We start from the raw sequence: 24,125 nt of genomic DNA on the forward strand, positions 1-24,125 counted from the left end.
TTATAGCTCAGGGGGTGAATGGAAAGGTCAATAATATCCTTTCTATACACCCTCACCATTTATTTTGAAGGAGAGTGAAGTTTGTGCTCCAAAAGAGAAAGAACTACCTTATAGCATATGCTTTTTTACTTCCATGGTTAATAGGTTTTTTTGGTCTTGTATTAGGTCCTATGGTAAGTTCACTATATTTATCTTTTACTCACTATGACCTTTTAACTGCTCCGGAATGGGTAGGGTTGCAAAACTATGTTGAGATGTTCAACGATAGAAAATTTAATGCTTCTGTTAAAGTAACAGCCACATTCGTTATTATTGGTGTTCCGTTACAAATGATTGCAGCTTTATTTGTTGCGATGCTTTTAAATAAAGGATTAAGCGGTATTGGTTTTTATCGTACAGTGTATTATATTCCTTCCTTACTTGGAGGAAGTGTTGCAATTGCCCTTTTATGGAAAAATATTTTTGGAATGAATGGAATTTTTAATGACTTTTTAGGCATTTTTGGAATAGCAGGTAGAGGGTGGGTGTCGCATCCAGACTATGCAATCTATACACTCATTGCCTTAGCTGCATGGCAGTTCGGATCATCTATGGTAATTTTCTTAGCAGGATTAAAACAGATCCCTGCTGAATTATACGAAGCAGCTTCCGTAGATGGAGCGAGTCCATTTGCTAAATTCAAAGCTATCACTCTTCCATTACTAAGCCCTGTAATTTTATTTAATCTAGTAATGGTATTAATCAAATCGTTACAAGTGTTTACATCTGCTTACATTGTAAGTGAAGGAAGTGGAGGACCTGCAAATTCTACCTTATTCTACACATTATATTTATATCAAAAAGGTTTCTCTTATTTTGAAATGGGATACGCATCAGCAATGGCTTGGTTATTATTAATTGTTATCGCTGTGTTAACTGCCATCATATTTTTCTCATCAAAATATTGGGTTCATTACGAATATGGAGGGAAATCATAATGGCGAAAACATTTAGTTTAAATAAGCTGATTATACATGTATTTATACTTGGTTTTGGGTTAGTAATGTTATATCCAGTTATATGGATGGTCTCAAGTTCACTAAAACCGGAATATCTAATATTCTCTCAACCTGGATTATGGCCAAGTGAGATTACATTTGATAATTATATTAATGGTTGGAATATAGTCCGTAATATGACATTTGGTACTTTCTTTAAAAACTCATTTATCATTGCAATTATCGCTGTACTTGGAAACTTGCTTACGTGTTCCATGGCTGCGTATGCATTTGCGAGACTTAAATTTCCATTAAAAAAGACTTTGTTCGCATTGATGCTAGTAACAATTATGCTTCCATCGCACGTAACGTTAGTGCCGCAATATGCAATTTTTCATAACTTAGGATGGATTGATACATTTTTACCTTTAACAGTACCAAAGCTACTCGCAACCGATGCCTTCTTTATTTTCCTTATGGTACAGTTTTTTAGAGGTATTCCTAAGGATCTTGATGAAAGTGCTACCATTGATGGATGTGGTCCTATTAGAATCTACTATAAGATCATCTTACCACTTGCATCACCGGCACTTCTCACGACTGCCATCTTTACGTTCATTTGGACTTGGGATGATTTCTTTAGTCAACTACTATATTTAAATACGGTTAGTAATTTTACCGTTCCATTAGGATTGAGACTTTTCCTAGATTCACAAGGAACTTCTGCTTGGGGGGGATTGTTGGCAATGTCCGTACTCTCCTTGTTACCAATTATGATTCTATTCTTCTTCTTCCAGCGACAAATTGTGGAAGGTATCGCTACCACTGGGGTGAAGGGATAAGGATGATAAAAAAAACAAAAACAAAACAAGAAAAAATAGGATTGTTATCATTATAATGAAATAAGGGGGGATACTCTCTTATTTCATTGAATTTCATTTGAGTAATCCTAGTTTGAAATTGTCTCGAAAGACAAAGATGCGAGACAAAAGAGGAATGATCAGCTCAAAATCGTCTCGATAGCAGAGAGTTATTGGAGACATCTATTTTCGCTGATATTTATCAAACTGATAATTATTTGTATATAACCCTTCAAGTTAATCAAGCATCTGTGTATGGAAGGAGTAATAAAATGAAATCTATATTAATTGTTGATGACGACCACACAGTAATAAATGGCCTACTCGAGCATGTACCATGGGGACAATTAGGATTGGTTATTCAAGATACGGCAAATGATGGGCAAGAGGCAATAGAGAAAATTAGAAAGAAACAACCAGATATAGTAATAACGGATATTTATATGCCTAAAATAAATGGTCTAGAGCTTATAAAGAAAATACATACTGAATTCCCAACAATTAATATGATTATTCACAGTGGATATGATGATTTTGACAATGCCAGGGAAGCAATGAAATATGGTGTAAAGCATTTCTTGTTAAAACCTGCAATAGTCTCTGAGATTCAAACAGTATTAAATGAAATCGTAAAAGAAATACTTGTGAAAGAAAAACAGAAGAATTTGCTACAACAGTATAATAAGCAAATGAATGAATATATTCCTCATTTACGTGAATCCTTTTTTCGTGAAGTTTTAGCATCAAAATATAGAGAAGAAGATTTTCTAACCGAAAAATTAGAGTTGTTAAATATAGATAGAAACGCAAATGTTGTAGTGATAAGTCTTGCCTTAATTCGTGCACCTTATTTAACAAAATCAAAAGAGAGTGAATGGCAACTTAATAAATTTGCTGCAGGGAATATTATTCATGAAACGATTGAGGAAAATGAAAAAGCAAAACAAATAGACATTCATAAGGTTGACTATTCTGATTCCACATTTTTGTTAGTTTGCCTAGGAAAAAAGGATAATAACAACTTGTATGATATTAGTAAAGATGTGTCTAAAAAGCTAGTGGAGAATATACTACTCTATTTGGAACTTTCCCTAGTGATAGGAATAGGCAATATTAAAAATGGAATTCATGAGCTAACAGAATCTTATTTAGAAAGTCAAAAAGCGTTAGAGGCAGCGGAGTACCAAGAGATTAACCATGTTTACACATATAACGAAGTTCGAATGGATGAAGAAACAGAAACTATTCAATATCCATTAGATTTGATAAAAGAAATAAATGACTCCATTAATTTTAAGGAATATGAACAAACGATGGAGCAATGGTCTAAACTAGAGAAATATTTAAAAGAGGATAATAAATTACCATCTTTTGTTGTACAAAATCTATGTATTAGTATAGTAAGCACATTGCTGATGTTAGATCATACAAACTTAGATAAATCGGAAGTGCACACAAAAGAAATGTCGAGTTATATTAATGAAATTTATGCGAAGTACTCTATAAAAGAGTTAACTGTATGGATGGGAGAATTGCTTCAAGGTTGGGTTGATAAAAAAGATGAAGAAGTGAACGGAAAAAAGAGTAACCGTCTTATTCGTGAAGTAAAAAAACATGTCCATAACTATTATGATCAAGAAATCACATTAGCAGAAATTGCAGATAATTTATATGTAAATCGAAACTATTTGTCACAGCTTTTTAAGAAGGTTACAGGTGAATCATTTGTAACATACCTAAACAAATATAGAATTGAAAAAGCAAAGGAAAAGCTTCGAGAGAAAAATTATTTAGTTTATGAAATAAGTGAAATGGTTGGCTATCAAAATCCGACGTACTTTAGTCAAGTATTTAAATCTATTACTGGATATAGTCCGTCAGATTATTATAAGTAAATTTTTATAAAAGGAGAAAACTTCTATGCTGAAAAACGAGAATATCCAGATTCGTGACCCATTTATTTTTCCTGATAAAGTAAATGGAAAATATTATATGTTTGGAAGTACGGACAAAAATATATGGGGGCCAGGAACTGGATTCGATGTATATGTGGGAGAAGATCTTGAAATCTGGGAGGGACCTTTTCCTGTTTTTCGACCAGATGGAAATTTTTATTCAGAGGAAAATTTTTGGGCACCGGAAGTTCATGAATATCAAGGGCGATATTATATGTTTGCTACGTTTTTTCGAAAGGATAATCAGCGTAGGGGAACAGGCATACTAGTTTCTGAAAGCTTAATGGGTCCATTTGTTCCACATAGTAATGGCCCAGTTACACCAGAGGATTGGTTTTCCCTAGATGGTACACTTTACATAGATGAAGAGGGATCCCCATGGATGGTGTTTTGTCATGAGTGGGTTCAAGTAGAGGACGGTCAAATTTGTGCTGTGAGATTAAGTGATGATTTAAAAGAAAGTGTTGGGAATCCTATCGTTTTATTTAGTGCATCCGATGTACCTTGGCCAACTTCCTTTAAACATAAGACAAGAACATCTCCCAATAATTACGTTACAGATGGAACGTTTATGTATAAAGCCAGCAACGGGGAATTATTAATGCTTTGGGCAAGCTTTGTTGATAATATTTATGCTCAAGGGATTTCAAGGTCCACTACAGGAAAAATCACAGGTCCGTGGGTACACGATGAAAAGCCAATCTATCATGATGACGGTGGGCATGGAATGATTTTTAAGACGTTTGAAAATGAATTAATGTTAACGTTGCATTCTCCTAATCAGACACCGTTAGAACGTCCTATTTTTATAAATATTGAAGAGAAGGATGGGAAATTAAAGGTAGTGGAGTAATAGTAAATTTATAATGTCTACCCTGAAAATACTTGGGTTCATGGTAGTCAAACTTATCTAGTATGACAAACTTTGTTGGTTAATATTCCATTCGCTCCAGTCCACTCCTTTCCTGTGGGGAGTTGTCGAGCCCCCGAGCCCCCTCCACGACTACGTCGCTACGGGATCTCGCCTCTACTCTACTTCCCACTGGAGTTCGTGGACTTGCTCTCATTCCATATACTGTTGATGATACTAAAGCATTTAATAAGGTATTTTCATTCTCAGTGGTGCAATTATTCATTATATAGGCCTGTTGGATATTATTACTAAAATACTAGTGTTATTGATAAGGAGTTAATCAATTATGATTGATAGAAAATCGTTAGTTACTAGGCATAATCCTGTCATCACAAAAGTGGAACCGCTTTCTCCTTTATCTGTTGGAAACAGCGAATTTGCCTTTACAGCAGATATTACCGGTTTACAAACATTTCCTGAGAGTTACAAGGTTCCTTTAGGTACACAATCGCAATGGGGATGGCACTCTACAATAAAACAAAATTTGTATGAGCTAAAGGATATTACATTACAAAATCTGGATACATATGGTCGTGATGTTCCTTACCCACTTTATCCAGAAGATAAGGAAGAGGCATATCATTGGTTACGTCAAAATCCTCATCGTATTCACCTTGGCCAATTAGCTTTTACTCTAATAAAGGAAAATGGAGATAAGGCTGAAATAACTAATATAGAGGATTCTAAACAAATATTGAATCTTTGGGAAGGGAGCCTTTTAAGTGAGTTTTATCTGGAGGGGAAATCTGTTTCTGTTATAACAGTAGTTCATCCTAGAAATGATGAAATTGGTGTAAAAGTAAACTCAGAACTTCTTTCGGAAAATCGATTACAAGTATCATTAAAGTTCTCCGCACCAGATATGTACTCTAATAATTGGGACGAGTGCGGTGATTTGGATTGGGGGAATAAAGACCGTCATAATACGGAAATAAAAGGACAATCTCTCAATTCCTTAAACTTGAAGCGTACAATGGATGAGGATAGCTATGAAGTAGCTTGGAATTGGAATGCAGGAGAGGTACAAAAAACGGAAAAGCATGAGTTCGTTTTAACCCCCAAAGATGAAAAGGAATTTATTTTCTCCGTTTCATATTCTAAAACTACACCGGAAACTAGTGACTTTGAAGAAACCATTAGATTAAATAAAAAGTATTGGGAAGAGTTTTGGATGTCAGGTGGCGCCATTGATTTTTCAGGAAGTAAAGATGAACGGGCACACGAGTTGGAAAGAAGAGTTGTACTTTCTCAGTTTTTAACAGCTATTCACTGTGGTGGATCTCTTCCACCTCAAGAAACTGGATTAATGTACAACAGTTGGTTTGGGAAGTTTCATCTTGAAATGCATTGGTGGCATGCCGCACACTTTCCACTATGGGGGCGCACACCTACTTTAGAGAAGAGTTTACATTGGTATAACAAGATTCTACCGTTAGCAAAAGAGTTAGCAGCATCTCAAGGATATGAAGGTGCACGATGGCCAAAACAAGTAGGACCAGATGGAAAACAAAGTCCTTCTGTTATTGCTCCAGTTCTTATTTGGCAGCAACCACACCCTATTGCTATGGCTGAACTATGTTATCAATCTAACAAAAACAAAGAAACATTAGAGTGCTGGAAAAAGATAGTATTTGAGTCAGCGGACTTTATGGCCTCTTATGCAGTATGGGTTAGTGAACGAGAGGAATACGTGCTCGGTCCACCATTAATCCCAGCTCAGGAAAATCATAAGCCAGAGGAGAGTATGAATCCTCCATTTGAACTGGAGTATTGGAAACATGGATTAGAACTTGCTATAAGATGGGCAGAGCGTCTTGGTGTAGATTCCCCTTCAAAATGGAAAGAGGTTGCGGAAGGTTTGGCAGATCCACCACACAAGGATGGAGTATATTTGGCTCATGAAAACTGTCCAGAAACTTTTACAAAATATAATCATGATCATCCTTCCATGGTAGGAGCATTTGGTATTTTGCCAGGAACATTAATAGATAAAGAGATAATGAAACAAACGTTACGTAAAGTTATGTCAGATTGGCAATGGGACACAGCGTGGGGTTGGGATTTTCCAATGTGTGCGATGACTGCGGCTAGACTAGGTGACAGGGAAATGGCAGTAGACTTCTTATTAATGGATGCCACGAAAAATACGTATTTACCTAATGGACATAATTATCAACGGGAAGGCTTAACTGCATATTTACCTGGCAATGGAGGATTATTAACTGCTGTTTCCATGATGGCTTGTGGATGGCAAGGAGCTAATAGCGGAGATCTCCCTGGTTTTCCAAAATATGATAGTTGGAGTGTGAAATGGGAAGGGCTGCATCCGCTTTTATAATATAGAAAGTAGGGATATTTATGCCTAAGAATATGTTTTTTAATGCACATCACTCTCCTATTGGTGCCTTTTCTAGTTTTACTTTTGGTTATCCAAACAATAGTGGTGGGTTTGATCTTGAATTAGGGCGACCGCCAGAACAAAATGTATATATCGGATTAGAGTCTATTAATCAAGAAGGGATATATGAAGCATTACCGTTTTATAAATCGGCAGTGGACGAAAGTAAGCGCTATGATGTAGAAAAGAAAAAATCAGGAGAGAAACAAATTATTTTTCCATTCTCCAAGGAAGAAGTAAAACGAGAGTTTCAATTATGTACGGATTCGTGGAGTGCTGGTGATTTAACATTTACGATCTACTCTCAAGTAGAATCTGTGCCTGATCCTAAAACGGCAACAGAAGAAGAAATGAAGTTAACTATTGTGCCTTCCATTCTTGCGGAAATTACGATTGATAATACAAAAGGAAAGAGAAGTCGTCGAGCATTCTTTGGTTATCAAGGCAATGATCTTTACAGTTCCATGCGCCGATTGGATGATAGAAATGAGAGTGTGAAAGGTGTTGGGCAAGGGAGAATAACGGCTATTGCTACCAACCATCCTGAAGTTACTTCTGCCATGAACTTTCGAATTGAAAAAATATTAACGACACCTTTCAAAGAAAACTGGAACTTCGGATTAGGCCCATTTGGAGCTCTGATGATGGATGTTCCTGGAGGAGAAAAACGTACGTATCCAGTAGCTATTTGCTTCTTTCGCGAAGGATTTGTTACAGCAGGTGTAGATGCTTCTTATTATTATACGAAATATTTCTCTAATATTGATGAGGTTGCGGAGTATACACTTACTCATTTTGAGACAATGAAAGAACGAGCACAAAAAGGAAATGCATTAGTAACGTATACAAATTTATCCGACGATCAAAAGTTTATGATAAATCACTCTATACGTAGTTATTATGGAAATACGCAATTTCTAGAGAGTGCTGGAAAACCGTTTTGGGTTGTGAATGAAGGTGAGTATCGAATGATGAATACATTTGATCTCACTGTTGACCAGCTTTTCTTTGAACTAAAGATGAATCCATGGACGGTAAAAAATGAGCTCGATATGTTTGTACAGCGTTATAGTTATGAAGATAAAGTCCGTTTCCCAGGAGAAGAAGAGGAATACCCAGGAGGAATTAGCTTCACGCATGATATGGGGGTAGCCAATACTATCTCTCGTCCACACTATTCTGCGTATGAGTGCTTTGGAATTGACGGTTGTTTTTCTCATATGACACATGAACAATTAGTAAACTGGTTATTATGTGCTAGTGTGTATGTGGAGCAAACGGAAGATAAAGATTGGCTAAGGGAGAATCTTACCGTTTTTGAAAAATGTCTCGATAGTATGATACATCGAGACCATCCTGAAAGCGACAAGAGGAATGGAATCATGAGTCTTGATTCTACTCGAGTGATGGGTGGTACAGAAATTACGACATATGATAGCTTAGATGTATCATTAGGTCAGGCGAGAAATAATATATACTTAGCAGGGAAGTGCTGGGCTTCCTATGTTGCTCTAGAAAAAATCTTTACTGAAAATGGTCGAGAAGAATTAGCGATCATCGCTAGTAAACAAGCAAAATTATGTGCTGATACGATCGTTCAACATGTTACTGAAGAAGGATATATTCCTGCAGTTTTAGGAGAAGGAAATGATTCCAAGATCATTCCTGCTATTGAAGGTCTTATTTTCCCTTACTTTACGAATTGTAAAGAAGCTTTAGATGCAAATGGACGATATGGTGACTATATACAAGCATTGAAAAAGCACTTTGAAATAGTTTTAAAGGAAGGGGTATGTTTATTTCCTGATGGTGGCTGGAAAATTTCTTCTACTAGCAATAATTCGTGGTTGAGTAAAATCTATTTAAGTCAATTTATCGCTAGAAAGATAATAGGAATGGAGTGGGGAAAAACTGGTGTAAAGGCAGATGCGACCCATGTGGAATGGTTAACACATCCAAAACATTCTTTTTGGAGTTGGAGTGACCAAATTCTTTCCGGTGAGATTATTGGAAGTAAGTATTATCCACGAGGTGTAACAAGTGTTCTTTGGTTAGAGGAGTAAGTTTTTTTATAGCGTGACTTTGGGGCTCACGTGTCCAAAGTCACCTCGATAAAAGACTTCTTACTATTGATTCGTTTTTAGTATGTCATATATTATTCATAATATGTAATGAAATAAATAGAATGATAAAGTATAATGAAAGCGTATTTATGTATAGTGAATTGAAGAGAAATAACAACGTTGTTAGATGTGGAATAAAAACAGATAGACTGGGAGAGATGGATGATGAAAAAGAAATATGTATTAATTGGAACAGGTGGAAGAGCGGAGTTTTTCTGGGGTTCCTTAGCGAGAGATTTTAAAGAAACTAGTGAGTTAGTAGCATTTTGTGATGTAAACCAAACACGTATGGATTATGCAAATAGATTGCTAGAAGAAAAGTATGAGCATTCTCCGATTACTACGTATTTAGCTGAGCAATTTGAAGAAATGATAGAGAAAGAAAAACCTGATTATGTGATCGTGACAACGGTTGACCGCACTCACCACACATACATTATCAAAGCTTTAGAACTTGGTTGTAACGTTATTACAGAGAAACCGATGACAGTGGATGAAGAGAAATGTCAGGAAATTATTGATACAGTAAATCGTACTGGAAAGGAAGTTCGTGTAACATTTAACTATCGTTATGCTCCACATAACACGAAGATTCGTGAGTTAATCCGTGACGGAGTAATAGGAGAGGTATTCTCTGTTAACTTTGAGTGGGCACTTGATACTCAACATGGGGCTGATTATTTCCGTAGATGGCATAGAGATAAACGTAATAGTGGTGGTTTACTTGTACATAAATCCACCCATCACTTTGACTTAGTGAATTTCTGGCTTGGAACACAACCAGAAACAGTGTATGCAAATGGAGGTCTCCGTTTTTACGGGAAAGAAAATGCAGAGTCTCGTGGTGTAACAAAGTTTTACCAACGTGCCCATGGAAGTGAACATGCAAAGGATGATCCATTTGCTATTCAATTAGCAGAGAATGATCATTTAAAAGCAATGTATTTAGATGCGGAAAAAGAAGACGGTTATCAACGTGACCAAAGTGTGTTCGGAGAAGGAATTAGCATTGAGGATACACTTGGTGTAATGGTTCAGTATAAGAATAAAGCAATTCTAAACTATTCCCTAAATGCATATTTACCTTGGGAAGGGTTTATTATTTCCTTTAATGGAAGCAAAGGTAGAATGGAAGTAAATGTACGAGAACAGTCTTATATCAACTCTGGCGGGGAAAAATCCGATGAGGGTGCTATCAAAGAAAAATCAATTCGCGTGCTCCCGATGTTCGGAAAGCCTTACGAAGTAGAAGTAGTAGAAGGAAAAGGTGGTCACGGAGGTGGAGATCCAGTACTTCTTCAAGATATTTTTGGAGTACCTGCTGACGATGAATTTAACAGAGCTGCCACTCATGTGGACGGAGCAATGTCTATCTTAACAGGAATTGCAGGGAATAAGTCGTTAAGGACAGGGCAAGCAGTGAAGGTTGATGAGTTAATTAAACTTTAAATTATCATATATTAAGTGCATTTACTTTATCATAACGAAATGGTAAAGTAATGCACTTTTTTATCTACATATCTTCCAAATAATCTAGTTATCTACTGTTGATATAAAATGACACATTTCAATAGGTAGTATATAATGACAGCGTATTCACATTATTATAATTAACAAGGTTGGTCGGGAAGGATGAGGGTGTGTAAAATGAAGCTACCAAAGTATTACTTACAGGAAACTAGTATTATTAAGCCACCTGCGAATATGTCAAAAGCGGTAAAGCATGGACTACATATGTTTCTTCGAGATATGAAAAATGTATTTGGAAAAGAACCAATTGTGGATGGTGCACATAAAAAAGCCACATTCGTTATTCAGTATGCAGATGAGCTAAACGGTGAACCAGAGTCATTTTCTATTACTTTCCAAGAGGATAATGAACAAGTAATTTTAGTGCTTTCAGGAGCAGATGATTTAGGGATTATTTTTGGATTATTACACATTAGCAAAGAATATTTACATATTGATCCTTTTTGGTTTTGGGTGGATAAACCAGTGGAAAGAAAAGAACGTATCTCCATTCCAACGGAGAATTTTGTTTCACCGAAGAAAGCGGTACGTTTTCGTGGTTGGTTTGTGAATGACGAGGTTTGTCTACTAGGTTGGAAAGACGAATACCCACCGACAGAAGAGGTATGGAAGCCTGTCTTTGAAACGCTTTTACGTTGTGGAGGAAATATGGTTATACCAGGAACGGATCTTCCAAGAGATGGGATTCACCACAAACTAGCATCAGAAATGGGTCTTTGGGTCACGCATCATCATGCGGAACCTTTAGGGGCCGAGATGTTTTTACGTGCTTATCCAGGGAAAAAGGCAAGCTATGAAAATAATAAAGAGTTGTTTGAACAGTTGTGGATGGAAGCGATAGAAAAGCAGAAGGATGACAAAATTGTTTGGGTATTATCATTCCGTGGGCAAGGAGATCAGCCTTTCTGGGAGTTAGATCCTTCTTACGATACTTCTGAAAAAAGAGGAGAAATGATTAGTAAGGTGATTTGGAGACAGTATCATTTACTCCAAGAATATATAGAAGATCCCGTATGTAGTATTGCATTATACGGAGAGATCTCAGAACTATATACCGGTGGTTTCATTGATTTGCCACCAAATGTTATTAAAGTATGGGCAGACAATGGGTATGGAAAAATGGTGTCAAGAAGGCAAGGATTAGAGAATCCTCGAATACCATCATTACCTGCAGAACAGGATGTAGGGGAGCATGGGATATATTATCATGTTACATTTCACGATTTACAGGCTTCCAATCATTTAACAATGAGTCCTTTTTCAGCAGACTTTATAGGGAAAGAAGTAACAAAGGCTTTGAATGCAGGAACGGATGACTATGTCCTTGTAAATAGTGGAAACATTCGCCAACATGTATATACTCTTGATATTTTATCTCAACTTTGGAATGAAGGAAATATCAATAATAAGATTCATCTAGATCAATTTGTTCAGCGGATGTTTTCCTCCCGTCACGAGAAAGTAGCAGAATTATATAATAAGTACTTTGAAGCCTCTATTCCTTACGGAGATAACGAAGATGAAAGAGCAGGAGAACAGTTCTATCATCATCCAGCACGCCGAATTATTGGGAAGTGGATAACTGGAAAAACAGATGAGACGATACTACCATTAACGTGGGCAACAGGTTATGTGAATTTTGAAGAACAGATTCGATATTTTAAAGAGAAATGCGAACTTGGTATAGAACAATGGTCAGAGCTAAAATCTCAATGTCTAGAATTGATGGAGGAACTAGTGGGAGAAGAAAAAACACGTTTTTACGATCAACTTGTTTTTCCAATAGAACTTCATGAATCAGGTTCCAAAGGTTTCGTGGATCTTTGTAAAGCCTACAATGAATTTGAAAAAGGAAATTTCCCACTAGCATTTGTTTATGCATCCCAATCATTATGGGAGTACCAAAAAGGTGTGGATGCACAAAAGCGTACTGAGCATGGAAAATGGAAAAATTTCTATCGAATGGATTACTTAACAAATATTCAAAGTACGGTGGACAATGTAGATACGTTACGAAGGTTTATTCGAATGCACGGGGATAGTCCGGATTTCTTCCAGTGGTATAAGCAATATATTATGCCAGAAACGGAGAAATACATTTATTTAGAAAATACACATCGAGAAGTGAAGTCTGATGATGTATTGGCAAAATTATTAAAAGAAAAGTTTCAAGAAGAAGGTATACTATATTAATTGAGTGAGAGAATAAATCTTACTATGTACACCACTATGACTTTTTTATCAGAATCATAGTTTATTAGAAGGTACTTAAAAAGGTATCTTCTCTTTTCTTTTGAAGTGATTCTAAGATGATCAAGAGCATATCAAATTGTAGTTCTGTAAGATATTTAATAGTAAAAAAAGGGTACTTAAACTCACTTTAAAGTATGTAAATAGAAAATAGATTGAAAGTGTGTTACTTTTCAAAAGCTTTTTAACATTTTTTATCTACAAGTGCTTGTATTGTTAATTGTATAATTCATTTGTAAGCACTTTCAAAAAACGAAGGGGGAAATAAAAATGAAAATCAAAATTAGTAAATGGTTAATGTTTGCAATGTTAGCTTTTATTCTAGTTTTAGTGGGTTGTTCGAACAACTCAAATGATGCTTCAAGTCCATCGAACAATAATGACAACAACACTAACACTAACAATGACAACAACGACAATTCAGGAACAGATGATACTCCTGAGGATGTTACGATCCGTGTTGCTTGGTGGGGTGGTCAAGAACGTCATGATAGAACAATCGAAGTTATTGACTTATTCGAAGCAAAATACCCTCATATTACAGTAGAACCTGAATACACAGGTTGGGATGGTTATTGGGAAAGATTAACTACACAAGCTGCAGGAAGTAACTTACCAGATGTAATTAATATGGATAACTCAAGATTAAACGAGTATTATGCAAATAACTTATTATTAGATTTAACTTCTTTAATTGAAGAAGGATTAATCAACTTAGATGATGTAGATGATGTTTATCAAGATATAAACGTATTCGGAGATGAAGTAATTGCTATTTCATTAGGAGCGAATGCACTAGGAATTTCTTACAACCGTGATTATGTCGAAGAATTTGGTCTAGACTTTTCACCAGGATACACGTACGACGATCTGTACGATATGATGCTAGAAGTGAAAGCAGCAAAAACGGATGGAGATTTCTTCGGTTTTGATTTTGCTGGATCTGAATATGAGATGTTCTATACGTATGCACGACAAGCGGGAGAATCTTTCTATAACGCAGAAGGTAACGGTTTAGGATTTGAAGAACAAACTCTAGTTGACTACTTTACATGGGTAGAAAAAATGTTTGCTGATGAAGCAGCAGCATCACATGAAATTCGTGCGGAATATATTGATGGTGGAAATTCCATGCTTCAAGAAGGTTCTGCATTTGCTCAAATGGCAGCTAGTAACCAAGTTATTGGTCATGCAGCTGGAAGTGATTATGAGTTAGGTTTAAATATTCTTCCTACTTTGGAAGGTGGGGAAAATGGTAACTGGATTCGTCCAAGTATGTCATTCTCGATTTCTACTCATTCAGAAAAACAAGAAGCATCAGCATTGTTCATTGACTTCTTTACAAATAGCTTAGAAGCGAATGAAATTTTAATGGCTGACCGTGGTGTACCTGTATCATCAGCAGTACGTGCGCATTTAGGTTCAATGGTAGACGGACCAGTTCAAGAAACTTTTGACTACCTAGAGCTTGTTGCTGAGTATTCTCGTGAAGCAGACCCACTTTCACCTCCAGGGGAAACAGAAGTACGATCTGCATTTGTACGAGTTACGGAAATGCTTAGCTATGGAAGAATTTCACCTGAAGAAGCAGCACAGCAATTTATGCAAGAAGCAGTAGCAGTTTTGAATTAATCTAATTACGTAACAGGCCATTTAATTTAAATGGCCTGTTATGAAATAGGAGGAAATCTTTCATGGCGAAGTTAGAAGACTTAGAGTACACTTCACCAATTCAGGCTGAACTTGATAAAAAGTCAAAGCAAAGAGCAATAAAAGAGAGTTTAACTGGCTATGCTATCATTTCGCCTTGGTTAATTGGATTTTTAGCATTGGTAATTGGTCCAATAATCGCTTCATTTTATTTATCTTTTACGAACTATAACTTGCTTTCTAGTCCCACTTGGATTGGTATAGATAACTATGTTAGTGTCTTAACAAATGATGGACGTTTTCGTCAGGCGTTAACGGTAACATTCATATTTGTCTTTGTTTCTACACCGTTGAAGCTTATATTTGCGCTTTTTTTAGCGATGCTATTTAACACCGGACGAAAGGGAACTTCTTTATTTACAACTGTTTATTACATTCCATCTATAATTGGAGGAAGTGTAGCAATTGCGGTAGTTTGGAGAATATTGTTTGGGCGTAATGGTGCCGTAAATGAGTTTGTTCAAGCACTGGGTTTTTCAGGTACAAACTGGATTGGAAATCCTGATACAGCATTGTCTATCTTAATCCTGTTAGTTGTATGGCAATTTGGATCTCCGATGATCATCTTTTTAGCTGGGTTAAGGCAAATACCACAAGAATTATATGAAGCTGCATCAGTAGACGGTGCATCTCAAATCACAAAGTTTATGAAAATAACAATTCCATTACTTACTCCAGTTATTTTCTTTAACCTAGTAATGCAAACAATTGGTGGATTTATGACGTTTACACAGGCATATTTAGTAACAGGTGGTGGCCCAATGGATTCGACTTTATTCTATGCATTGTATCTATACGAGGTTGCATTTGAGTATTTACGCATGGGTTATGCATCTGCAATGGCTTGGATTCTTCTCTTTGTTGTAGCAATAATTACACTATTGTTATTTTTAACTTCTAAATTTTGGGTTTACTATGAATCTGAAGGAGGGCGTTAAAAAATGGATAATAAAAAAAATCAACGTCTTCTAAGAGATGTAATCTATTATATTTTTGTAACTGCATTCGGTTTCCTTATGGTCTATCCAATTTTATGGATGTTCGTCAGCTCAGTTAAACCAGCTACAGAAATTTTCAATAATGCATTATCCTTGATTCCTAGTATGTTTATGTGGGAGAACTATCCTATTGGTTGGCAAGGATTCGGTAGGACTGGATTTGACGTGTTTTTCCGAAACTCAGCTTTTGTTACAACATTTGTAGTGATTGGAACAATTTGTTCCGCAAGTATTGTTGCTTATGGATTTGCTAGGCTTAACTTTAAGTTTAAGACAGCCTTGTTTGCCTGCTTAATGGCAACCGTTATGTTACCAGCACAAGTTACAATGATTCCTCAGTATATTTTGTTTCATAATATTGGATGGGTAAATACATTTTATCCATTAATCGTACCAGCATTTTTAGGTGGAGCACCATTTTTCGTATTCTTATTAATTCAGTTTATCCGTGGAATTCCACGTGAATTAGATGAAGCTGCAATTGTGGATGGTTGTTCAACATTCGGGATATTTTGGAGAATAATATTGCCACTATTAAAACCTGCATTAGTTACTGTTGCGCTATTTTCATTTATGTGGACTTGGGACGATTTCTTGGCACCACTTATCTATTTAAATAGCCCTGACTTACACACCGTTACGATTGGTTTAAGAAACTTTATGGATGCAGATGGTGGAACGAAATGGGGACCATTATTAGCAATGTCTTCCTTATCACTTGTTCCACAATTTATTCTATTTGCTTTCTTCCAAAAGTATCTGGTTCAAGGTATCGCTACGACAGGTTTAAAGTAAGATGCAAATTATTTTAGGATGGGCTACCTAATCTTTCAGGAGTCCATCCTTTTCTAGTAATCTCTTTATTTAGCGTTATTTCTCTAAAATAACGAAACGAATATTTGACATGACTAGTCGTAAAGAGATCATAGTATTAGCAAAAAGCATCAATGGAAATTATGATATAATAAATTATGATCTTCACAATAATTACAGGAGGTGTCTAGATGGATGGTTTTTCTGGATGGATTAATGGAACGTGTACATGGTTAATGAAGCTAGCAATTTATAATGTACTATGGTTTCTTTTTACAATTATTGGATTAGGAATCTTCGGTTGGGCTCCAGCTACAGTTGCATTATTTTCTGTGATCAGAAAGCGTTTAACAACGGATAAAGAGTTCTCGGATTTCAAAGAATTCTTCTATCATTATAAGAAAAGCTTTTTCCAGTCTAACATAATTGGTATCCTCCTTTTATTAGGTTGTATATCCATATTTTATAGTATCAGTTCATTATTATATCTTGATCAAAGTATGATGATATTATTAGGAACGATATTTTTTATGATTTCCATATTATTTGGAATTGTTGCCATTTTTATTTTTCCAGTGTACACCCACTATAATACTACCTTTCAAAACTACATTCGTTACTCTTTAATGATAGGATTAGCAAATTTACATTATGGTTTATATATCATTTTAATATTAGGCTTAATGTTGTTCTTAACAAATATGTTCCCTGGACTACTTCTATTTTATACAGTGAGTGCTCCTGCCTATTTAATGATGCAAATATCACTTAAGATTTTTAATTCAATAGAAGAAAAAGATAATAATAGAATAGGGACAGATAGCTTGCTAAACACACAACAAACACAGTAATACATTGTTATTAGATTATCAAAAATTGGAGGCTCTAAAATGAATGTTTTTAAGAAATACAGTATAAAACATATCTTTTTTGGGGCCTTTTCCTTCTTTTTAATCGTTGTCCTAATAGTGATTACATTAGTAAGTTATCATTTTTCTGCTAATGAGCTGATAAAAACAACGACAGAGTATCAGAAAAGCAATCTCAGGTTACTTAGCACAGATATGGATAATCGAATGAAATATATTCAAGATATCTCTATTGTGTTATCAAGACAGCAAAATTTAAGGAATGTAGCAAGAGGGAATGTTTTCTATACTCAACAGTTATCATTGACAAATGAACTTTCTAACTTAGTCTATAGTATTCCTGCTTTACATTCCGTTGAGGTTTATATGAAAAATCCACCTGTTGATAGTTTCCAATATCCTGTTCGTTATGAAAATCTCTCTACAGGAATGGAGGAAGAGTGGTTTTTGGATCTCAATAGTGTACTTTATGATTGGATAGGTAAAAGAGAAGTCGATACGATTTCCGGTGAACAATCAGTAATTAGTTATGCTCGTTTAATGAATACGTCGAGAGGTAATCTACAAGCAATTCTTTTACTTAATTTAGATCCTATTATTCTACAAGGATGGTTAAGACAGTATAGTGACTCTACAAATTTGGTGATTCTTGATACTGATGGAACAATTCTTGCAACAACAGGTTCACGGGAAATTGGTGATGACTATTATGTTGATAGATTACCTTCTTCTATCGAAAATACTCCCTATACTTTCATGGAAGATGATGGAGATCTCATTGTAGCAGCTACTATTCCTGCTAACAACTGGATTATAATGGAAACAACTCCATATGAGGAGATTATAGAAGGCAGTAGATTAATGGCAGGTTCATTAGTTGTAATAGGGGTCATCTCTATCGTTTTCGCATTATTTGTTACTTTTTTCTTGACGAAGCGATTTACTGATCCAATATTACATCTTGTGCGTACGATGAAGAATTATCGATTAAATGAAAGTTCGGACGCACTACCGACCGGATATAAAAATGAATTTGGTCAACTATTTCAAGGATACAAAGAACTTATATCAAGAAGTGAAACACTTCATAACTCATTAATTGAGCAAAACAAACGGCAAAGAGAGGCAGAAATTAAAGCATTACAGGCAAATATTAATCCTCACTTCCTATATAATACGTTAGATCAATTAAATTGGAGTGCTATTGAACACGGATATGAAGATATGAGTCACATGCTTGAACTTCTAGGAAAAATGCTACGAATAGGACTGTCAAAAGGTGAGAGTATTATCTCGCTAGATGATGAGATGAAATATCTACATTATTATTTACAAATTCAAAAAATACAAAAGGGAGAACTTTTGGATTATGAAATAGACATTCCAAAAGAACTACTCCATTATTATATTCCTAAACTGACTTTCCAACCTTTTGTTGAAAATTCTATTATTCATGGTTTCCAAGGGCGAAGACAAGGAAAAGTGGAGCTAAAGGTTAGGGAACAAGAGGAACATATTATCATAACAATTGATGATAATGGTATTGGATTTAAAACTATTGAAAAAAATGGTCCAAATAAGGAAACAGGTGGTTATGGTATTAATAATGTTGTGGAAAGACTCGATGTATATTTTGGAAAACAAGCAACTATAAATGTTAAAAATAGGATAGAGGGAGGAACCTCTGTAACTATTCGAATTCCTAAAGTTAGAGATAGAAACAATATAGAGAATATCAAATTTAACAATAGGGAGAGATTGGAATGAAACCATTAGACTTTAATGAAGAGGAACTTGTTCAACTAATTGATAAAATTGTCGAAAGAACGTTTGAGATGAACCATTCATGGGATTGGCCTGCTGGCGTTGCCTTTTATGGAGTAGGGGCAGCGTACCGAGTAACGGGGAATGAAAGATATTTAACTTTATTAAAAGAGTGGATAGATGAATACATAGAGTATGGATTACCACCAATGTCCGTAAATATAGTATCGATGGGGCATACCTTATTGACTCTATATCAGGAAACTGGGGAAGAACAATATTTAGATTTGGCTAAAGAAAAGGCAGAATACCTTATTCATGATGCTCCAAGGTTTGCAGAGGGAGTTTTACAACATACAGTTGGTGGTGGTGTTACTGTTTTTCCAGAGCAAGCGTGGATTGATACACTGTTTATGGCTGGATACTTCCTTATTCGAATGGGAGATGAATTGGATAATGATGTTTATACCCAAGATGGTTTAAGACAGTTTCATGGTCATGAAAAGTATTTACAAGACAGCACAACCAATCTCTACTATCATGGATGGGATAACTTAAAAGGAAATAATATGTCTAGTATTTTTTGGGCGAGAGGAAATGCTTGGGCTGCATATACAATGGCTGCAGTATTAGGGAAAATTGATGTTCAGGAGCCATCGTTTATGGAGATTAATGGATCATTAAGAGATCAATTAAGTGCACTTATACAATTGCAATCAGATAACGGTCTTTGGCATACAATTCTAACAGATCCAAGTACGTATGAAGAAACATCTGGTTCTGCAGGTATTGCAGCGGCTTTAGTCTTAAGGGGAGCAAATACTCCTAGATCTTATAAGGCAGCACAAAAAGCTTTTGATGGCTTAGTTAAAAAAGTGGATGATCAAGGAACAGTATTGGACGTTTCAACTGGAACGGCCGTAATGAACACAGCTGATGGATATAGAAAAACCTCAAAGAAAAGAATTGAAGGATGGGGACAAGGACTTGCTTTAGCATTTTTCTCTCATGTATTATATAGAAATAAAAGAATAAAAAAATAACTAATCTCCTTTAACTCTATCAATGTATTTTAGTATTGGTAGGGTTTTTGTTTTATGTAAAAACCGTAACAATCTATGGTAGAATGGAAAATATAATTATAAAGAAGACAGTAATGATATAAATGTATGCGCTTATTTAAAGGGGGGGGAATGGATTTGTGGCAAGTTGTAATTATAGATGACGATGATAAAGTTTTAAGAGGTATGAAGAATGCAATTCCTTGGGATGATTTAAATTGTGAATGGGTCGGTGAAGCGCTTAATGGAGAAGACGGCATTCAATTAATCAAAGAAAAAAAACCTGACATTGTTCTAACTGATATTTATATGCCTGTAAAAAATGGATTAGAAATGATAGAAGAATTGAAAAGAGATGGATTTGAAGGGAAAGTTATAATTCTATCTGGTTACTCCGACTTCGAGTATGCTCGACGTGCAATGCGCTTACGAGTAGATGATTATTTATCCAAGCCTGCTTCGTTAGATACAATTAGAACTACACTAAAAAAAATGATTGATCAGTTAGAGGAAGATATTATTGAAAAACTAAAATATAAGGAACTTAGAGATAAAGTAAAGTTATATGAACCACTCGTTGAAAAAGAGTGGATTAAATCTTTAGTTACTGGTACTGCTAGCCTCTCAAGTTTACCAAATGCATCAAAAGGGATAATTGAAAAATGGGAATTAAAGAAGCATGTAGTCCTTTCCATTTCTTATGATAAGTCATTGGAAAACTCTACTTTATACCAATCAGATTGGTATTTATTTAGATTCTCAACAAGTAATGTGATAAAAGAGACTACTAGCACTGTTTTTCACGATTATAACTATATTGAACTGCATAGTTACCAAGGTGTTCTTTGCATTCACTATAAAGAAAATAGTCATCCGGATATCCATAACCAGTTGAAAGCATTATGTAACTCAATAGAATCGTGTTTACAAACTTATCTAGGGGTAAAAGCTTTTGTAAGCGTTGGACAGATTAAGGAACATTGGTCAGAAATGTCTAGTTCAATGAAAGAAGCAATGCAACTAGCAAATGGAGAAAACATGGGTTATGAACTAATTGGTATATCGAAAACGTTATCAACAGGATCTATTGAGACGAGCCAAAAGCTTTCTGAAGCAGTTCGCTATGCAGATGAAAAAGTGGGTTGTAACGTTATTGATAGCTTTTTTTCCGTATTGTATGGACAGGAGTATAACCCTGCTCCAGGTGTGAAACTCGGAATTGAGATGTGGACAATCATCACTTACTCTTTATATGATATTGGAATTCGGATACATGATATTGTGCCAGAAAAGTTCGATTTGTATAAAGAGTTATCATTGATTCATTCTTGGGAGGAACTAGCTGACTTCTTGAAAGGCCATATTAAAGAATTCTGTCATCACCAGCAGTGGGATGAAAATTTGAAGCATCGTCAACTTGTTGAACAACTAATCGATTATGTACAAAATAATATAAGTGATAATATAACTCTCCAAGATATAGCAGATAAGCTATTTATATCAAGAAATTATTTAGGTCGAATATTTAAGGAAGTTGCAGGAGAGTCATTTAAAAATTATATTACAAGAGTACGGATGGAAAAAGCGAAAAAAATGCTTCAGGAAGGCAATCACTTAATTTATGAGGTGTCTGAAAAAGTAGGATTTATGAACCCTGCTTACTTTACAACGACGTTTAAGAAATACACAGGTTATACACCTACTGAAATATATAATAAAAGCCTTCAAATAAATAAGTAAGAAAAAAGACCGCAAGAAATCTATGTTAAAAAACACGATTTCTTGTGGTTTATTTGTTGAAATTCTGATTAAATTGATTGAATTCATTAACTACTATAAGATAGACGAATTTTTTAATATGCAAAAAAGTATTATTGTTGGAAAGGAAATAGCTATGTATTGTTATGTATAACGCTTTCATATAGGGAGGAATTGTTGATGGAAAAGGGACATTTTTGGCCAAGTGAAATGTCAACGTACACAGATTCATTTAGTGGAGCTAATATTACAAAACTAACTGATTATCATGCACATAGTTTCCATACTTATTTTACGAATGATGGATGGTATGAAAAGAATACTAAACTATTAATTGGTTCCGACAGAGGAAATGCTACCAACTTATATAGTGTTGATATGAAGACAGGAGAGTTAACTCAACTTACTAATTACTCTAAAGAGCAAATTGTTGGTATTCAAGGAACATATATTAATCCTCAGAGAAATGAAGCATACTTTACATTAGATAATAGTATTATGGCAATAAACCTTCATTCCTACGAAGAGAGAAAGCTCTATTCAGCTCCAAAAGGGTATCGCTTTAGTAATCTAAGTGCGACTGCAGATGGTAAGAATCTATGTTTTGCGTTAGGAGAAGATTTATCACATCGCATAAATAGCAACCTCTCTAGTGGATATGTTGGCTTTGAAGAAACAGAAGCAGCAAGACCACATTGTCAAATATGTGTTCTATCTTTAGAAACAAGTGATTTAGTAGTCGTTCATGAAGAAAATAGATGGATAGGACATGTGAACACATCCCCAACACAATCACATTTACTAACTTTCTGCCATGAAGGACCATGGGATAAGGTAGATCATCGGATTTGGGCAATGGATTTAATTAGCAAGAAGGTATGGAGAATTCGAGACGGCTTTCCAAATCAATTTGCTGGTCATGAGTATTGGCATGCAGATGGAATACATATTGGATACCACGGATATACAGAATCGCTTGACCGTAAGGATGGTAAATTCATAGGTTATGTAAAATATGATAATTCAGATCGACATGAGTATGATTTTCCTTATCAAAACATGCATATACATTCGAATGACTCAACTATGATTGTAGGTGATGGGCAACAAGCTAGTGCGTATCACGGTGAAAACTACCAAGATTGTATCTTTTTATGGAAGAAAAACAATGAGAGAATGGAAGGTCCACGAATTTTATGTAAACATAGAGGGAGTTTCCATTCTCAAAAAGTCCATGTTCATCCACGATTTAGTCCAGATGGATCAAAAGTTCTATTCACTAGTGATAGAAACGGATATGGAGATGTGTATATAGTAAATGTTCCACCTTTTGAAGAGTTACCTGGAGTAAAATGATAGAGATGATGGGAGAGCAACTTCATGCTTAAGATATCATTATTTTTTTTCGTACTCTTTTCTTCGTATGCTGCAACAGGGGCTTTAATGCCCCTGTATTTACGATATCAAGGTTTAAGTACAGAGCAAATAGGCGTAATTCTAGCTTTAGGAGCTGTAGTAGCAGTATTTGGCCAACCTTTTTTTGGATATATGAGTGATAAACTACAATCTACCAAAAAAGTATTAATTGGTGTAATGATAATATCGTTATGTATAAGTATTATTTATTTTCAACTAAGTACTTTTTTTATGCTACTTTTTATATTTATTGTTTTGAACTTTTTTAAAAGTTCCACTGGTCCTTTAGCATGGGTGTCTAAAGAGTTCATTCGGTTTAGATTCGAGCCAAAACAACCGTTAATAGAAACAGAGGTTTCTTTGGTTGTAGAAGTCTAATTGAACATACATGAGTTCCTTTATGTTGTAATTGGAAGAGTTTTAGTACTTCCAGTGAGAGTATGGAACAAGTGTATCAAGTAAAACAAAAAGTGAAGAGCGAAGTATAGACCCAATGGACAATTGTAGGACAAATCGTTGCAGCTGGTCTAGATGAAATAGTCGAATTTTTGAAACGAAGTGGATGGAATGGATATATTCAGGATATTAAGCGAACTATATCAAAAAAGCCTTGAAAATTAATGATTTTTCGTATATATTAATAAAATCCATGGCAACCAAGCCATGGTTTTATTTTTGGTTAAACTATATTTTTCTACCTGTGGATAGCTAGTTGTGTCATGGAAAGAAG

The 24,125-nt window shown here is 35.3% G+C and carries 17 protein-coding genes; all 17 read left to right on the top strand.

The features are described 5' to 3' along the window. Positions 1-83 precede the first annotated feature (83 nt). The gene (locus ACERII_RS11195; protein ID WP_373642389.1) at positions 84-977 is read left to right on the top strand and encodes a carbohydrate ABC transporter permease; all 894 of its coding nucleotides are present in this window, start codon (positions 84-86) and stop codon (positions 975-977) included. Further along, entirely contained in the window at positions 977-1,819 is an 843-nt protein-coding gene (locus ACERII_RS11200; protein ID WP_373642391.1) for a carbohydrate ABC transporter permease, read from the top strand. Before ACERII_RS11195 ends, ACERII_RS11200 begins: the two co-directional genes overlap by 1 nt. Before the next feature lie 290 nt (positions 1,820-2,109). Then, positions 2,110-3,732: a response regulator gene (locus ACERII_RS11205; protein WP_373642392.1), complete on the top strand. Its 1,623-nt coding sequence runs from the start codon at positions 2,110-2,112 to the stop codon at positions 3,730-3,732. Between the two features lie 25 nt (positions 3,733-3,757). Further along, positions 3,758-4,645, top strand: a complete 888-nt coding sequence (locus tag ACERII_RS11210) for a glycoside hydrolase family 43 protein (protein ID WP_373642394.1) — start codon at positions 3,758-3,760, stop codon at positions 4,643-4,645. Between the two features lie 346 nt (positions 4,646-4,991). Continuing rightward, positions 4,992-7,043: a glycoside hydrolase family 65 gene (locus ACERII_RS11215; RefSeq protein ID WP_373642395.1), complete on the top strand. Its 2,052-nt coding sequence runs from the start codon at positions 4,992-4,994 to the stop codon at positions 7,041-7,043. Between the two features lie 20 nt (positions 7,044-7,063). Further along, the gene (locus ACERII_RS11220) at positions 7,064-9,166 is read left to right on the top strand and encodes a glycoside hydrolase family 52 protein (RefSeq protein ID WP_373642397.1); all 2,103 of its coding nucleotides are present in this window, start codon (positions 7,064-7,066) and stop codon (positions 9,164-9,166) included. A 222-nt stretch (positions 9,167-9,388) separates the two neighbouring features. Beyond that, positions 9,389-10,675 carry a Gfo/Idh/MocA family oxidoreductase gene (locus tag ACERII_RS11225; RefSeq protein ID WP_373642399.1) on the top strand — a complete coding sequence of 429 codons (1,287 nt, stop codon included), beginning with the start codon at positions 9,389-9,391 and terminating at the stop codon, positions 10,673-10,675. A 198-nt stretch (positions 10,676-10,873) separates the two neighbouring features. Next, the gene (locus tag ACERII_RS11230; RefSeq protein WP_373642400.1) at positions 10,874-12,949 is read left to right on the top strand and encodes a glycosyl hydrolase 115 family protein; all 2,076 of its coding nucleotides are present in this window, start codon (positions 10,874-10,876) and stop codon (positions 12,947-12,949) included. A gap of 327 nt (positions 12,950-13,276) precedes the next feature. Further along, entirely contained in the window at positions 13,277-14,638 is a 1,362-nt protein-coding gene (locus tag ACERII_RS11235; RefSeq protein WP_373642402.1) for an ABC transporter substrate-binding protein, read from the top strand. 62 nt (positions 14,639-14,700) lie between these two features. Then, the gene (locus ACERII_RS11240) at positions 14,701-15,654 is read left to right on the top strand and encodes a carbohydrate ABC transporter permease (protein WP_373642404.1); all 954 of its coding nucleotides are present in this window, start codon (positions 14,701-14,703) and stop codon (positions 15,652-15,654) included. Between the two features lie 3 nt (positions 15,655-15,657). Then, positions 15,658-16,509 carry a carbohydrate ABC transporter permease gene (locus ACERII_RS11245; protein WP_373642406.1) on the top strand — a complete coding sequence of 284 codons (852 nt, stop codon included), beginning with the start codon at positions 15,658-15,660 and terminating at the stop codon, positions 16,507-16,509. Positions 16,510-16,718: 209 nt separating this feature from the next. Then, on the top strand, positions 16,719-17,378 hold the full coding sequence (locus ACERII_RS11250; RefSeq protein ID WP_373642407.1) for a YesL family protein: 660 nt from the start codon (positions 16,719-16,721) through the stop codon (positions 17,376-17,378). Positions 17,379-17,417: 39 nt separating this feature from the next. Next, a complete protein-coding gene (locus tag ACERII_RS11255; RefSeq protein WP_373642409.1) occupies positions 17,418-19,163 on the top strand; it encodes a sensor histidine kinase in 1,746 nt (581 codons plus the stop codon). Next, entirely contained in the window at positions 19,160-20,203 is a 1,044-nt protein-coding gene (locus ACERII_RS11260) for a glycoside hydrolase family 88/105 protein (protein WP_373642411.1), read from the top strand. The genes ACERII_RS11255 and ACERII_RS11260 overlap by 4 nt, the downstream gene beginning before the upstream one ends. A 150-nt stretch (positions 20,204-20,353) precedes the next feature. Further along, entirely contained in the window at positions 20,354-21,961 is a 1,608-nt protein-coding gene (locus tag ACERII_RS11265) for a response regulator (RefSeq protein ID WP_373642412.1), read from the top strand. A gap of 198 nt (positions 21,962-22,159) precedes the next feature. After that, positions 22,160-23,335 carry an oligogalacturonate lyase family protein gene (locus ACERII_RS11270; RefSeq protein ID WP_373642414.1) on the top strand — a complete coding sequence of 392 codons (1,176 nt, stop codon included), beginning with the start codon at positions 22,160-22,162 and terminating at the stop codon, positions 23,333-23,335. Between the two features lie 24 nt (positions 23,336-23,359). Further along, the gene (locus ACERII_RS11275) at positions 23,360-23,773 is read left to right on the top strand and encodes an MFS transporter (RefSeq protein ID WP_373642416.1); all 414 of its coding nucleotides are present in this window, start codon (positions 23,360-23,362) and stop codon (positions 23,771-23,773) included. Positions 23,774-24,125: the final 352 nt, after the last annotated feature.

The organism is Evansella sp. AB-rgal1, assembly GCF_041820985.1.
In the GTDB taxonomy this organism is placed as follows: Bacteria; Bacillota; Bacilli; order Bacillales; family Salisediminibacteriaceae; genus Evansella.